A 15945-nucleotide genomic window follows, 5' to 3' on the forward strand; every position below is an offset into this window, starting at 1 on the left:
AAAAACTACTTGTTATGAAATTAATTAATAAGATATTTTTCGCTGCTGTAACAGTAGGTACTTTATCTGTTACGAGTTGTAATAATATATTGAAAGAAGAACCTAAAACAGTCTTCTCTACTGAGTACTTTAAAACTCCTGAAGGATTCGAATCAGGTATTGTAACACTATATTCTACCATGCGTTATTTATATGGGCCGGAAGGTGCTGTAAGTATCAGCGTTAATGGTACAGACGAATGGACGTATGCAGAACAACCACGTAATGGTGCAGGTGGTACAGCCGATCACCTGACGCTGGGCAATTATACACTCGATGCTGCAAATGGTGGTATCCTCACTCCGTGGAACAGAAGCTTTAACGCGATTAACATGGCAAACATGTTATTAAGTTTTGCCGAAGAAACCGGAATGGCAGAATCTATGCTCAACGAAAAAAGAGCAGAGATTCATTTTCTGAGAGGATTGTACTATATGAATCTTGTAGCGCAGTTCGGTGCAGTTCCTTTAGATTTAGGATCTGGTGAGCTGATGTTTAACGATAAACCTTTTCAGGGCTTCAATCGTGAAAATCTTGCAGAGTTACTGGTGAAAAATTATAATCTGATTATTGAAGATTTTCAATATGCTACTCAGTTTTTAGCAGAGAGACGCCCTAATAATGCATTCAGGTTATCAAAGTCTGCAGCTTATCATATGTTGGCCAAAGCTTATATCCACAGAGGATATTCAAATGCTGCTCAGCCGTCTGACTTCGAAAATGCTTATTTAGCGGCAAAAGAACTCATCGATAACAGATCACAGTACGGAACTGAACTGCAAACATATTATGAAGACATTCATGCTGCAGGGAATGATTACAACTCAGAAATTCTATTTTCAATCGAGCGGGTTGTTGGAAACTTCAATGCAAATGAAGTGAGCGATCCAACCAGTATCAGCGGTTCTAAAGGAATAGATGCACACAATGATTTTTGTGGCGATTACACTTCTGTTCGTTCACCTCGTTTGAGTTCCAGTACGAGACCAACTGCAACCAGAGCTGTACCATATGGTCGCCCGATTCGTCGTTTCTGTCCGACTCCTTATACTTATTTTACCGCTTTTGCCAATAAAAGAGAAGATAGCCGTTATGACGGGTCTTTCAGAAGAGTATACATGGCTACTGAAAATGCAGGTGATTTTGTAGCAGGAGAGGATACGGCATTTGTATTGGTGAATTCAGATTATGAAAGAGATTCTTTATATGCGTTGAACAAACCTTACAGAGCAATTCCTCCTTCTGAATATTACTTTATCAGCGGTAGTGTGGATGCAAGTCTGACTGCTAACTTTTACCCTTCATTAAGTAAGTATGAAGATCCGGGTAATATTCAGCCGAATAACTCTGCAACAAGACCTTTTCCGGTAGCAAAACTTGCTGAAACTTATCTGCTGGCTGCTGAAGCGGCTATGCAAACTAACCGTTTAACGGAAGCACGCGATTATATCAATGTTTTAAAAAGAAGAGCAGCTAACAGAAAGAACCTTGACGGAGCTACCATCTTGACCAATTATGAAGTATTAAGAGTTGTAAATGCGAATACCATAACTCTTGATTATATTCTGGATGAACGTACCAGAGAGTTGTGTGGTGAATCTATGCGCTGGCCTGATCTGGCAGTTAGAAAAAAACTGGTAGAAAGAGTTCGTGCTTATAACACTGACGGTGCAGGTAATATTCAGGATCATCACATGTTAAGACCGATCCCAAGATCGCAGTTAGACAATGTATCTGATCCGAATCCGTCCAGATTCCAAAATCCAGGTTATTAATCGGTAACTCTTTAAACACTTACACAATGACTAAAAATATTATTCGAAATACCTTTTATGCAGCTTCCGCACTGGTGCTGGTGAGCTGCACTAAAATGCAGGATATTGGTATCCTCAATACAGGAGGATATGAGAATCTTGATAAAAGTACTCCATTGAAAGATGCGGCTGCTTTTCCTATAGGAACGGCTATTTCTCCGACTCCTTTTAACAATGATGCGAAGTATAGAGAGGCCGTGTTACGCGACTTTAATTCTGTTACTTTTGAATATCATATGAAACATGGAGCTATTCAGAGAAGTAACGGTACTAAAGATTTTACAACAGCTGATAATATGATGAACGCATTGAATGGAATTCCGGTTTTCGGACATACATTGGCGTGGCATCAGAATCAGAATGCTTCTTATCTGAACACCGTTTTAGGCCTGTCCAGCGATGCTCCTGTAGTAGAATTGATCAATAACGGAACTCTGGAGTCTGGCGCGCTTGGTGACTGGGGTGTCTGGAACAGCGCCGGTGGTGCTGCTTCAGTTACGGTGACCAATAATGCTACATATGTTTTTCAGGGAACTTATGCGATGAAAGTAGTGAATCCGGTAAACGGAAATCCATGGAACGTACAGATCGCTTCGAATGCATTTCCTACTGTAGCCGGAAAGTCATATCGCGTAAGCTTTAATATAAGAACAGAAAGCGGTAGCGGTCAGATGCGTTTGTCAACCAGTGGTACTGATGCACAATACGGGCCAAATGTTGATGTTACTTCAAGTTATCAACCTTCCGTATGGACTTTTACCGGAATTACCGGTAATACCAGATTGATGATTGATATTGGTGCCGTACAAGGAACTTACTATATTGATAATTTTAGTGTAATTGAAGTATCCGAAGCTCCAACCGGTCCTGCATTGGTTCGCGCCGTAGACAGTTTACTGGAAGATTATATCACTGCAACCGTTAATCACTTTAAAGGTAAAGTAAAAGCATGGGACGTTGTGAATGAAATGTTTACTGATAATGGTGCTATCCGTAACTCGGTAAATACAACGATTCCGGAAGGAGCTACCGACTATTTCTTATGGAGCGGTTACCTTGGAAGAGACTTTGCCTACAATGCCTTTAAATATGCGGAAGCTGCCGACCCTGCAGCAGATCTTTACATTAATGATTTTAATCTTGAATATTCTCCTCAGAAGGTAGATTCTTTGATTAAACACGTGGCTGAGTTGAAAGAACGTGGTGCGAAAGTAGACGGTATCGGAACGCAGATGCATATCAGCTGGAGAACTGACCTGGGTAAAATGGAAGATATGTTCAGAAAGCTTGGTCAAACCGGATTGAAGATCAGAATATCTGAACTGGATATTAAAACCGTAATGGGCTCTCCTGCCGGTGCACCAACAGACCTGTTGAATAGCTATCAGGCTGCAATGGCTAAAAAAGTTGTGGAACTATATGTAAAACATATCCCTGCTCCGCAACGCGCCGGTATCACTATCTGGGGTATCAATGATGGTAATAGCTGGGTATCTGACGGTGGTAAAGAATTCGCTTTGTTCTACGATGATAATTATGAGAAAAAACCAGCTTATGGTGCATTTTTAGCCGCTTTGCTGGGTAAAGAATAAAAGAATGTTGAAAGGTGAATTAATTTAAGCATTCTTACTTTGAAATGTGAATTAGAAGCAGAGGGAGTTTTTACTCCCTCTGTCTTATTTTTGTATCATAAATACTTTTACAATGTTAATGCATCAAACAATGCGTTGGTATGGTCCGAACGACACGGTGAGTTTAGCTGATATCAGACAGGCTGGATGTGAGGGAGTCGTAACAGCATTACACCAGATTCCCGTAGGAGAAGTATGGCCTCTGGAAGCCATTACTGAAAGGAAAAAATTGATAGAAGCGGCTGGAATGACCTGGACAGTAGTAGAGTCGTTGCCCGTAAGTGATGATATAAAAAGAAGATCCGGAAACTTTTTGGTTCATATTGAAAACTATAAAACCAGCCTCGTCAATCTTGGTAAAGCAGGTATAAAAGTAATCACATATAACTTTATGCCTGTACTAGACTGGTTAAGAACAGATGTGAGCTATACGCTGCCTACGGGTGCCAAAGCTTTGTATTTTGAACGTCTGGCATTTGTGGTTTTTGATATCTACCTGCTGAAGCGACCTGGCGCAAGAAATGATTATGATCAATCTGAATTAGAAAAAGCTGACAAATATTGGTTGACGTTAGACGATGCTGAAAAGGAACGGATTTTCAAAAATGCTTTATTAGGTTTGCCAGGTAGCGATATACCCTTTACCGCTGAATTGGTATTGAGTGAGTTGAATAAATACGCTGAAATAGATATCGATCTTTTGCGGAAACATCTTTCGCTTTTTCTGGAAGCAGTTATTCCTACTGCGGCCGAAAATGGCCTGGTAATGGCTATCCATCCCGATGATCCGCCCTATCCGGTACTGGGGTTACCCCGTATTGTAAGTACGGCAGAAGATCTTCGGTTTATTACCAGTGCGGTCAATCATCCTGCAAACGGTTTATGTTTCTGTACAGGGTCGTTAGGCGCCCGCCCGGATAATGCAATTGTAGAAATGCTGAATCTGTTTGCCGACCGTATTCACTTCCTGCACCTTAGAAATACCAAAAGAGATGAAAATGGAAATTTTTATGAGGCGAATCATTTAGAAGGGGATACTGATATGTATGCTGTAATAGAAACTTTGCTAGAGATACAGAAGAGAAGAAACCTCTCGCTACCGATGCGACCCGATCACGGACATCAGATGCTCGACGACCTCAAAAAAACAACCTATCCCGGTTACTCGGCTATTGGCAGGCTAAAAGGTTTGGCTGAACTGAGAGGTGTGGAATATGCAGTTGCACAAATAAAAAAATAACGCCGGAGTAGTGTAGTTTGGCTACTGATTTTTGTTAATTAGTCTTATCAAAAGTTAAAATATCCCTCATTAAAAAAAATAGATTTTTTTTAATGAGGGATTCCTATTGTTATACACAAATAGAAAAACGGGATTCTTTTTTTGATAAATGGAAAGCCGGGAACTTGAAACTATCAAAAATCAAAGATTCTGCTAACAGTAGTTAGTGTTTTGCTGATACGCTTTAAAACCCTTTGTGGATAAGGGTTTTAGCTTAGTTCTATTGGTGAGTTAAATTGAATAAGCTTAGGAACCTCTCGATAAACCCATATAAATAACTTATTTTTGTTCACTTTGAATTCATCAGTTTAATTGTTTAAGAATGCATTTCAGATTATTTGCAGAAGAGGTGTATACCCAACGAAGAAAGTCTTTAATGGAATCAATGCAGTCAGGCATTTTACTTTTTTTAGGTAATGAGGAAGTGGGAATGAACTATGCGGATAATACCTATCCTTTCAGACAAGACAGTACTTTCTTGTATTATTTCGGCATAGATATTCCAGGTCTTGCTGCAATTATTGATGCAGATGCACAACAAACGATTTTATTCGGTGATGATATCTCGCTTGACGGTGTTATCTGGACCGGTCCTTTACCTACCATGGCTTACATGGCTGATCAGGTAGGTATTTCAAAAACTGCTTCTATCAGCGAGTTGGCCGGGTATCTGAGTAATAAAAAAAATATACAATACCTGCCTCCTTACAGAGCAGTTAATCAAATAAAATTATCTTCTTTACTGAATCAGCCTTTGGGTAAGATTAAAGAAAACTTTTCTTTAAAACTTATAAAGGCAGTTATCGGGCAAAGGTCTTTTAAGTCGGCGCTGGAGCTAACTGAGATGGAAGCAGCCTGTGATATATCGGCTGACATGCATTTAGCTGCAATGCAATATGCAAAGCCCGGTATGAAGGAATATGAGGTGGCAGCACAGGTGAGAAAAGTTGCTTATGAGCAGGGTGGGGCACTGGCTTATCCGATCATTCTTACGGTGAACGGCGAAACACTCCATAACCATTACCATGGTAATACACTGGCACCGGGCCATTTGTTATTAATCGATGCGGGTGCTGAAAACGACCTCCATTATGCGGGTGACCTTACCAGAACTTTTCCTGTAAGTTCTAAATATTCAGAACAACAAAAAGATATCTATAATCTGGTAATAAAAATGATGGATAATGCAATCGATGCATTGAAGCCGGGAATCACCTATAAAGAAGTACATGGTATTGCCGCAAAAACATTGATTGGTGGTATGCTGGATCTGGGTATACTAAAAGGGAACGCAGAAGAAGCATTTCAAAATGATGTGCATACGCTATTCTTTCAACATGGCCTTGGACATATGATCGGATTAGACGTACATGATATGGAAGACCTGGGTGAGTTGCATGTAGGTTATGAAGAAGGAACTCAGAAAAGTAAAGCGTTCGGGTGGAAATCATTACGCCTGGCCCGTACACTGCAAACCGGTATGACCTTTACTGTAGAGCCGGGAATATATTTCATTCCAACATTGATTGATCGTTGGTACAATGAAAGAAAACTGGAACAATTTATTAATTACGAAGAATTATTAAAATATAAAAACTTTAGTGGTGTCAGAGTTGAAGACAACTATGTTATCACTGATACGGGAGCCAGGAAACTCGGCAAATACCTGCCTAAGTATTTGTCTGAGATTGAAGCGATACGAGAATCATAAAAATTTATCTGGGAATTATGGTAGTGAGAATTTTTATAACAGGGGGAACTTTTGATAAGGAGTACAATGAGTTAAACGGACAGCTATTCTTTAAAGACACCCATTTGCATGAATTATTGGATATGGGTAGAAACAAAGTATCTGTCGAAATCCGTACTTTAATGATGATTGATTCATTGGAGATGACCGATCAGGATAGAGAGTTAATATCCCGGCAGTGCGTACAGTGTGAAGAAACAAGAATTGTTATTACTCATGGAACCGATACAATGACTGAAACAGCTAAAGTATTGGCAAAAGAAGTAAAAGATAAAACAATTGTTTTAACCGGTGCAATGATTCCGATTAAGTTTGGTAGTTCTGATGGTCTATTTAATCTGGGAAGTGCTTTAGCTTTTAGTCAGGTATTACCACATGGAGTGTATGTGGCCATGAACGGCAGAGTGTTTAACTGGGATAATGTGAGAAAAAATAAACAAACCGGCACTTTTGAAGAACTAAAATAATTCACCAGTATAGCAAAAGCTGTTCGTATCGAACAGCTTTTTTATTAAGGTTTATAGATGAGCCCTGCAATCAGGTAATTCATGTTATAGCGATTTATCTGCTGGTGTACAAAGTTTCCCTCCGATTGTATACTTAACCCGGTAAATGGTGTACCTGCGGCGTTTACCAGATGTAAAAGATTCCGGCCTTTCAGATAAATTTGCCAGGAGCCCTTTAATTGTAGCGTAGTTTTTAAATTTAGCAGGGGCGTTGTAAAATCTGTTTCTTTGTTGCTCAGTCTTAAAAATCCCCCTGACAGTTCAAAATCAAACTTGTTTTCTTTACGCGAAATTTCTGCCATCAAACGAACGCTCTTCTGAGTATTGATATTTTCTTTTTCTAAAAAAAGCTCTTCGGTTCTCCAGGTGCCGCCGATTGATATTTTACTGATTATCCATTCCTGTGGTTCAAATCTTACACTACCTGAATATTGACTGGCGTTGTTTTTGAAATTAGTAAAGTCATTTTGTACCAGTGTTTGAAATCTACTCTGATTAAATAATGTGCTTGCGGTAAAGTATATTTTATGATAAGCATTAGTAAAATAAAACCCTTTTCCGATGTTTGCATCTAATTGCTGCCAGCGACGCTTCGGAATGAACATGTTTTTATAATAAAATACATTGTTGCTCACAGATTCAAATACAGCTTCTAAATTGTCATAATTGACGCCATTTGAGTAAGATATTCCAAAGTTGTTTAATTGAGTAAGGTTGGAATGGTAATAACCGATTTGCCAGTTTGATGTAGATGAAATGGTATTATAAATAGGTTGCCTGTTAATTAACCGGTTATTGAAAGATAATATCAATGTGTCCAAATCATTGTAAATATCAGGCATATAGTTTCTTTGACTATAACTAACCCATACGTCGTTATTGCCATCCGGCATATAATGAAGAGACGATATTATTTCAGGGCGCTTTCTATTTTTTTCATTGCCCGGGATGTAAAAATGAAAGAGCTGCGGTGCCAGACGTGCATTGTATTCCCAGTAATTCCTTTTACCTCTGACAATGAGTGCTGGTTCCCATAGTAAAGCTTCTCTGGTTTTAGCAGTTTGCTTATAATCTGGAGATAGTGATTCGTAAATATACTTTGCCGAAATTCCTATACCGGCAGTAAATAAGCTGCTGTATCTCTTTTCAATTTCGCTGAAAATTTTGGAGTGTCGTATTCCAAAAGAAAATGATTGCCATACGGTGTCTACCGGAGGGTTAAATGCTACCTGAATCCGGGGCTTTGTATTTTCATTAAAAAATTGAATTCCGGTTGTTAAACGCGTAGACGGGTTGAGCATTGTTTTAATGTTCAGATTAGCATCTAATAATATAGTATTAGCTTTTTCCTGTTTTTGTTCATTGATAAATGCAGACGAGGGTATGTAATTTTGAATGTCAATCATGCCATTATTGGTGTTACTGCTATACCCCATTGTTCCTGAAAAATTTAATGCCGATTTATTATTCAGTAAATAGCCCCATTGAATATTTCCGGATATCATTTTACCCTTTTGTGTGAAAGTGGAAATTTCTTCTTTTACCTTTTGATTATCGATACTTGCATACGACAATAACTCTGTTTCCTGCGTTTGAGAAGCCTGCGTATGGTAGATGATAGTTCCCAAACGATATTTATTCCCCTCTTTTCTGATAGTGAAACTGTTATTTATATCCAGGGCTTTTTGTACAAGGTCATTTGGTTGAAAATAAAATGAATTTTTGCTTTTAAAGAAAGTGGAAGACGATTCAGTAAAAGAATTCGGCATGTCTTTTATACTGAAATCTTTTTGTCCGATATTATTAATGTTGTTTGTTAAGAAGCTGTTGAGGCGGTCTGAAAAATAGAATGCTTTGAAACGGGCTTCAAATTTATCACGGTGGCCGACTGCTCCTTCTCCTGTGAATTTTAAAACGCCTTTAAATTCTTTTTTGGTATTAATGTTAATAATAGATTCTTTAAAGTTACTAAAGTCAATGTTGAACTTGTCTCGATAATTATTAATCAGCTCTAAGTTATCCATAATGCCAAAGTTGAGGTTCTCTAAAGCTATCTTATTCTGATTGATGAAAACTTCTTTGTTATTGATCAATACTTTTGTGATTTGCCTCCCTCTGTATGCGATTGATCCGTCTTCAGAAATAATAAAACCATCTGTCTGATTGAGAATATCTTTTAGTGTTGAGCGCTCGTTTAATACTAATCTATCTGTTAACAACTTTACGGTGTCATCAATTTTATTAGCTTTAATGACTACTGTTTCGAGTTCTACAATTTTCTCTGATAATTCGGTATTGTAGGAGGTGGTACCGCCGGATAAAATCAATGTATCTTTTCTTGTTTCATAACCCAGCATTGAAACTTCTACAATGATTTTATCTCCGCTGTAACTAAATGTAGCATTAAACTCTCCTTTAACATCTGCGATGGCATAAGTAAGCAGCTTATTGTTTTCAATGGAATGAAGCATAACGGTTGCTCCGGATATTCCGGTTCCATTGGGTCTGGTAATTTTACCATGAACCTTTTTTTCCTGAGCAAACGCGTCAGAAGTGAATCCCAGTATCACAATAAATAACAGCAATCTTAACATGCAGTTTCTGTATTTAATAGAGGTGTTGGATTTTTTGAAGGAAGCAAATGGTACCACGCAGCTATGTTTAAGGCAATCATAATGGCAGCAAATATGAAAAGATGCATCAGGATGGCGATTCCTATATGCATGAGTATAATCATAACCAAAGCAATTAAACGGGTGTGTTTGATATACATCAAAACAGGATAAAAAACTTCAATCAAAATGGTAGTAATTCCTGCAAGTAAAAAGAAATAGGCAGGAAATGTCTGATAGTCATTGTAAACTGATACCAGCGCCTTCCACATTGACTTGCCAGTCCACCAGGAACTATCGAGTAGTTTTGGTAACCCCGCAAATACATATACAATACATAAATGTAGTTGAAGAATGCGGGCATAATTAAACGGAGATACAGGTCTTTTTTTAATAAGATGGTCAATACTGAAAGCCCTTCCAACAGGAAAAATAAAGCAATAGAATAACGAAATGGTTAAGAAGGTATCGTATCCATAGTTGTAGTCATCGAAAGACTTAAAAATAACAATTTGTGCAATTAATGCCATAAAAGCGGAAAATCTCGTGAAAAGACCAATCATCAGTAAAAAAAGCATTGATAAGTAGATCCACAGAGCATAGTTATAAAAGATACCGGTATAATTATTTGAATTCAGCCATTTATAAAATTCATGCAGATAACCGAAGTAAGAAGAAAAAACAAATGTGATTTCCTGAGGAATAATCGTATCTGATTTTGAAAAGAATAAATGAAAATCTGAAAACATTGAACATACATCAATAATTGCGATAGCACTGATACTGACTCTGAAAAAAGTCAGAAATTCAAGTTGCGTATGGGTGTTTTTTTGAGTAAAAAAATCCTGTAAATGCAACATGGCATTTTTTACTGGTTTAACAAATTGCATATGCAGCTGTTTTAGTTATTCATCATTTGTATCATACTCTTGATGAGGTTTGATTTCTCTAACAGAAGCTGTTTTTCCACAATAGCATTCCCTTTTTTATTTTTTTCATGTTGAGCAAGGTGAAGCTCGATGACTTTATCCCAGTCGGGAATATTAACATATTCTATTTTTTCGATTTCTGTAGTCCAGAAGAAATCTTCAGCACGAACTACCAGACCCGGAAGGTTGATGAATATACCCGGACCGCTACTGATGGCTACATCATTTGTGAACCAGACATTCATTAAGAAGTTTTTATTTTGTGGCTTTGCTTCCCTGCTTTTCATTCCATAAATAGTTTTCACATTATCTGTTAAGTTCCAGCTCAGGTCTGCAGATGTTCCTTCGGAATAAAAGTTTCTGTTAAAAACAGATTCAAACTTTACGAACTTGTTTTCTGTATGTTTTACCACATATGCCAGGCTATCATTCACCTGATAGTTGATGTTTTTCATATTAGCCGGCTTATCTCTATTTACAAATGAATCAATTTTGTAAATAGATTGTTGTGTTTCAGGATTGATCAACAGCGTATAATAATATTTGTAGGAAGCTGCTAATAGCTGGTCTGGATCAGTAGTCTGAGCTTTTCCTACACTACTTGCCGGTATCTGATACTGGCTCGTGGGGATCGCCAAATAGCTGACTTTGATAAATTTTCCTTTTCCCTGTATAGACTGCTGCGCAAAATTTTGCTGACTAAGGAGGAGGGTACTTAATATAAATAAAAAGAATGTTTTTGTCATAACAGTTAATTAGGTATTTGTATAGATATATTCTTTTAAAATAAAAATTGATTGTTCTTTATTATTGTTCTTGAATATGTTTTCAGGAGGAACGATTGTAATTAATTTTATTTTGAAAAAATTTATTTCTGTTTGTTCTTTAGGAGAAAGATTGATTCTTTTCGATATCTCTTCATTCACTACAGATCGGGCAATATATTTTAATGATTTTTCTACGTATTGTTCACGGGCTGAAATCATTTTTTGCAGCGCTACTGTGTCGCCCTTTTTTTCTCCATTTTTTAAGTCTTGTGTTTCAGTCAGAAAATTGTAAAGTTTAGAAGGCAGTGTCTCGAATCTGGATAATCCGTTACTCGTGTTAAATGCTTGTGCGTAATCAATAGTTTTTATACGGTTGCTGTCTTTATTATAAATTTCAATGATCAGGTATTTATTCGTAGCCACATTTTTGCCATAAAATCCGTATCCGGTTTCTATGCCCGAAATAACAAGATATGGACGAATGGCAGAACTGCTAAATAAAGCTTTTAACGGATGTAGTACAGATACCATCTTCTTCTCTTCAGATACTTTATTATTAGATGAAATCTGACTCCAGAATCCATAAATAGAATTAACAAATATTATGAAAAAATGGATCAGGAATAAGATTGTTAGTCTTTTCATGTTGAATATCAATAATGTATTGAAAATTGTTGTAAAAAAATATTTAATACAACATTTGTGGTATACCGTTATGATTAAACGAATATATGCAAAGGAGAGTAATTATTAAAAAATCAACCTGTCAAAAATACAGGTTGATTTTAATCGATTAATAAGCAGCTAAAACATTGGTGATTTCAGCAACTTTTTGTGGCTCAAGGCTTGTCCAGGTTTTGTGCCATTTTTGCCATACATTCTTGTCGCTGTCGTAGTAAGAAGAATGTGTTTCAGAGAATGATGCAGCTGCAGCGGCCATTAATGAAGCGTCAACGCTCTCAGCCTGAATTGCATCCATCATGTTGTTTTTGCTTTTGTTAGCAGTAAAAGACATAATGCTCAATGCTCCGATAAACAAAGCAGAAAGGAAAAATACTTTTTTCATAAATAAAATTTTTGAATAAAAGATTAATTAACCTTTCTAAACTAATTAGCATTATTTAGAAATTAATGAAATAAATACAATTCGTCATGATAATTTGAGTAAAACGAATTTTATTTAGTTCATTTTTTTTGTTTATGCTTATTTAAGTGTATTCGTAACGGTTATGTATATGTTTAATAAAGTTATGAAGAATTATTTATTGATATATGTCATATTGGTTAAGTAATTCAGTCATTAGTAAGTGTATGTGCGTTTAATCATTTATGTTGTTTATGTTGTGGTTTTTATACAAATACATGTTATTGATATAGTTAGCATCAGATACCGGCTCTTTGTAATTCATCTGATAAACTTCCGCTTCTGCTCTTCACTTCTTTTACTTTTTTTCCAAACCTGTAACTGAAATTGAATGTTACCATTCTACTATCTCTTTGTACTTTAAAATATTCTCCAAAGTATTGGAAATAAGTGTATCCCTCCATTGCCTGGGTATAAAATAAGTCTCTTGCGCCAATTTTTATCGTGGCTTTGTCTTTCAGGATATTCCGGGTAATGCTGATGCCAACTTGTCCGGTAGGAAACAGTACTTCCTGTAAGTCCATTTGATGTTTGGTTATATAGTTGCCGGCAATTTCTGCATTCAGTTTTTTAAATATTTTGAATTGCTGTGTTAAACTTCCCTGCCACTGTAATCTTGAAACTTCATAATTCGTCCATGAAAATCCTTTAAAGTCTTTATAAATCAGATTTGATTGAAATACGATATTCCACCAGTTCCGGATAGCTTTAATGTAACTTAAATTAAAACTGTATTGATGTAGTTTACCTACATTTCCCCTGGTGTATACAGCCTGTTTATCATCTTTACTATAAAATAGTTGTGAAAAATAGTCATTAGTGATACTGTACCCGATACTGGTAATAATACCTTCAAGGGGCATATAATTTGCTTCTATATTCCAGGTAAATTGTGGCAATATGTATGGATTACCTTCCACTGTTGTGTATTTGTTTACATCAAAAATAAAAGGATTCAGAAACGAAAATGGAGGACGGTCAATTCTTCTGGATACGGATAGGCCGATGCTTCTGTCATCACTCAACGCTCTTTGTAAATATAAACTGGGGAACAGGTTGGTATATTTTCTATTGAAAGTAGAATCATTTCCTTTTAAAGGAAATGTCTGGGCTTCATAATTAGTATGTTCAAATCTGAGTCCGGCTTTAATAGTCCAATCAGCTATTTTTTTATCAGTGCTAACATAAGCCGCATAAATTTTTTCATTGTATACAAACTTATTGGTACGCGTTGAATCTTCTATCCAGCCGTTATTGGTATAAGCGTGATAAATGGCATTGTTGTTGGTTTTTATCCTGGAATATTTCGCTCCCATCTCCAGATTCCATCCGGAAGAGGTTTTAACGGAGTAATCTGTTTTTGCAACATAAATATCCTGCATTAGCGGTAAGTAGCCATTACTGAAGGGGATAATGTCTGAACTTCCCCAAGGTCTGTGTGAAAAGAGATTGTTGTCAGTAAAACGATAATTCAATAAACTTAAATCAACACTGAGCTTCTTTTTGTCTGATATTGACCATTGATATCCAAGATTAGAGATCAGTGAATGCCAGTCATTTTCGAAATAACTTCTTACGTATACGATTGAATCTATTTTTTTGTTAGCATCCATCCATTCTGCAGGTCCTTCATTAGGGTTGTTCCTTCTGTTAATTGTACCGATAAAGTTGAAGTTTACTGTTGATTTTTTGGTTATTCTGTAATCAAGTCCGGTAGTCCATTGATGATTATTTGTAAAATTGTAAAACATAGTCGGTTGGTTAAGGTATGCTTTAATCGTTTTGCCATCTGCTTCGAAAAATTCTCTTAAACCGTATAAACTGGTCTCCGATTCATTGTACTGTTGGCGATATCCAAACTGAAGAGATAATTTTTCTGCACCGTAATTGAGCTGAATATTGTTGAATGATTTATGAAAGTTACTGTACAGGTAACTCAGATTGATCAATCCATTCCATCCCTGATTTGTTTTTTTTGTAGTAACGATGTTAATTGCACCGGCATTACCCGCTGCATCATATTTGGCTGGCGGATTATCTAAAAATTCTATTTGTTTAACGTCGCTGGCGGGGATGTTTGCCAGAAACTGTTTCAACGCTTCTCCATTCATGTAGGTGGGTTTGTCGTCGATTAAAACCAATACGTTGTTTTTTCCTTTTAGAGTAAAATTGCCGTCTTTATCAAAACCTATTCCCGGAGATTTTTCAAGAACATCTAATGTAGAAGCTCCGGTATTGTTCGGATTGGCAGCTATATTAATAACCAGCCGGTCTGCCAGTTGTACTGCTACACGCGGAAGCGCCTGCACCACAACTTCGTCGAGGAGATTTTTCTTTTTTATCAAAATATATTCCAGCTGCTGAGATTTATTTTTTTCTAAAATAACAGGTTCTGACTGATGGGTTTCATATTCAATATGTGATAAAAAAATTATAACTACACCCGACGCAGGTTTTACCCAGCTGTAGGTGCCGGTTTTAATAACATCGTTCAGCAGCAGATGACCTTGTGGTGATCTGATCGTAATGTTCACTTCCTGAATGAGCAATTGATCTTCATTCATAACTTTTATGTGTACCGTATCTGTGGCATAGATGCCCGTTACAGTAATCAGCATTACTGCAAGAAGGGTAAAAATTTTCATGACTATACTTTAGTGAAAAACGAATGGAAAGTTGTGGATACAAACATAAAAATTAGCCATTTCCAAAATGATTGAAAAGTGTTTTACGGTTGAATGAGCGGATGGATATTGCCATGTGCAGGACAATTGGTGAGGAGTGTTTTAAGGCTGTATAAACCGGTTTTAAGCTTAGTAAAAGGGCTTTGCGGTATGAGTGGCAGATTAGCTGTTTTGTTGGAGGCAGAAGCGTTTAAAAGGCTTAACAACTTCTTTAGTTGCGCAACAGTGTTGCGTTTTTGATTCGGGATAATATTTGGCTAAAGGTGGTTGAATATAGAAAAAGCCTGGGTTTGTTTTTAGAGAAGGGTTAAATTTGTACTGATATGTATACCCGACAAGAAATAGCAAAACATAAACAGGCTTTCTGGACCACCTTTGGTAAGTATATGCAACCCGTATTGTCTGCCAGCGGTGAGCCGGTTAACTGGATGAACTATAAAACCGGTGTGAATGGTATTCAGTTTAAAATGGACGGTGATCAGTGGGAGTCATCTGTTGGTATTCACCTGGTACATGCTTCTCTTGAATTACAAAAAGAAACCTATGAAAAGTTAGAAGGTTTTAAAGATATGCTCGAAGATGTACTGGAAGAAGAGTGGGAGTGGCGGCTGCTGAAACAGGATGAATATGGAAAAATAAAATCAACGGTTGCTACTCATTTATACGATGTTAATTTGTATGACCGGAAAAACTGGCCTGCATTAATTACTTTTTTCAAATCGGGGATCGTTAAACTCGATGAATGGTGGGTCAATGCAAAACCTTTCTTTGAATAAAAAAGAAAAGGTTG

The 15945-nt window shown here is 36.9% G+C and carries 13 protein-coding genes; 6 read left to right on the plus strand and 7 right to left on the minus strand.

Going from position 1 to position 15945, the window contains the following annotated elements:
* Window positions 1–14: 14 nt before the first annotated feature.
* The 5 genes from D9O48_RS11615 to D9O48_RS11635 all read left to right on the plus strand — a co-directional run bounded on the left by D9O48_RS11615 (window position 15) and on the right by D9O48_RS11635 (window position 6980).
* The gene (locus tag D9O48_RS11615) at window positions 15–1814 is read left to right on the plus strand and encodes a RagB/SusD family nutrient uptake outer membrane protein (RefSeq protein ID WP_126973145.1); all 1800 of its coding nucleotides are present in this window, start codon (window positions 15–17) and stop codon (window positions 1812–1814) included.
* 26 nt (window positions 1815–1840) lie between these two features.
* On the plus strand, window positions 1841–3445 hold the full coding sequence (locus D9O48_RS11620; RefSeq protein WP_126973146.1) for an endo-1,4-beta-xylanase: 1605 nt from the start codon (window positions 1841–1843) through the stop codon (window positions 3443–3445).
* Between the two features lie 112 nt (window positions 3446–3557).
* Entirely contained in the window at window positions 3558–4724 is a 1167-nt protein-coding gene (uxuA, locus tag D9O48_RS11625; RefSeq protein ID WP_317127863.1) for a mannonate dehydratase, read from the plus strand.
* 361 nt (window positions 4725–5085) lie between these two features.
* Window positions 5086–6474 (plus strand): aminopeptidase P family protein, encoded by a 1389-nt coding sequence (locus tag D9O48_RS11630; RefSeq protein ID WP_126973147.1) that lies wholly within the window; start codon window positions 5086–5088, stop codon window positions 6472–6474.
* 17 nt (window positions 6475–6491) lie between these two features.
* Window positions 6492–6980, plus strand: a complete 489-nt coding sequence (locus D9O48_RS11635; RefSeq protein WP_126973148.1) for an asparaginase domain-containing protein — start codon at window positions 6492–6494, stop codon at window positions 6978–6980.
* Window positions 6981–7024: 44 nt separating this feature from the next.
* Here D9O48_RS11635 and D9O48_RS11640 read toward each other — a convergent pair whose 3' ends face one another.
* From D9O48_RS11640 to D9O48_RS18755, 7 genes are all read right to left on the minus strand, one after another.
* Complete coding sequence (locus tag D9O48_RS11640; RefSeq protein WP_126973149.1) at window positions 7025–9613, minus strand: peptidase associated/transthyretin-like domain-containing protein; 2589 nt, start codon at window positions 9611–9613, stop codon at window positions 7025–7027.
* On the minus strand, window positions 9607–10521 hold the full coding sequence (locus D9O48_RS11645; RefSeq protein WP_126973150.1) for an HTTM domain-containing protein: 915 nt from the start codon (window positions 10519–10521) through the stop codon (window positions 9607–9609). The genes D9O48_RS11640 and D9O48_RS11645 overlap by 7 nt, the downstream gene beginning before the upstream one ends.
* A gap of 11 nt (window positions 10522–10532) precedes the next feature.
* A complete protein-coding gene (locus D9O48_RS11650; protein ID WP_126973151.1) occupies window positions 10533–11306 on the minus strand; it encodes a GLPGLI family protein in 774 nt (257 codons plus the stop codon).
* 9 nt (window positions 11307–11315) lie between these two features.
* Window positions 11316–11972 (minus strand): hypothetical protein, encoded by a 657-nt coding sequence (locus D9O48_RS11655; protein WP_126973152.1) that lies wholly within the window; start codon window positions 11970–11972, stop codon window positions 11316–11318.
* Window positions 11973–12120: 148 nt separating this feature from the next.
* Window positions 12121–12393 (minus strand): hypothetical protein, encoded by a 273-nt coding sequence (locus tag D9O48_RS11660; RefSeq protein WP_126973153.1) that lies wholly within the window; start codon window positions 12391–12393, stop codon window positions 12121–12123.
* A gap of 317 nt (window positions 12394–12710) precedes the next feature.
* Window positions 12711–15116, minus strand: a complete 2406-nt coding sequence (locus D9O48_RS11665; RefSeq protein ID WP_126973154.1) for an outer membrane beta-barrel protein — start codon at window positions 15114–15116, stop codon at window positions 12711–12713.
* Window positions 15117–15199: 83 nt separating this feature from the next.
* Window positions 15200–15361, minus strand: coding sequence for a hypothetical protein (locus D9O48_RS18755; RefSeq protein WP_158624877.1), 162 nt, complete (start codon window positions 15359–15361; stop codon window positions 15200–15202).
* 117 nt (window positions 15362–15478) lie between these two features.
* Here D9O48_RS18755 and D9O48_RS11670 point away from each other — a divergent pair, with 117 nt between their 5' ends.
* The gene (locus tag D9O48_RS11670) at window positions 15479–15931 is read left to right on the plus strand and encodes a DUF4268 domain-containing protein (RefSeq protein WP_126973155.1); all 453 of its coding nucleotides are present in this window, start codon (window positions 15479–15481) and stop codon (window positions 15929–15931) included.
* Window positions 15932–15945: the final 14 nt, after the last annotated feature.

It is taken from the genome of Gynurincola endophyticus (assembly GCF_003991195.1).
GTDB lineage: Bacteria > Bacteroidota > Bacteroidia > Chitinophagales > Chitinophagaceae > Gynurincola > Gynurincola endophyticus.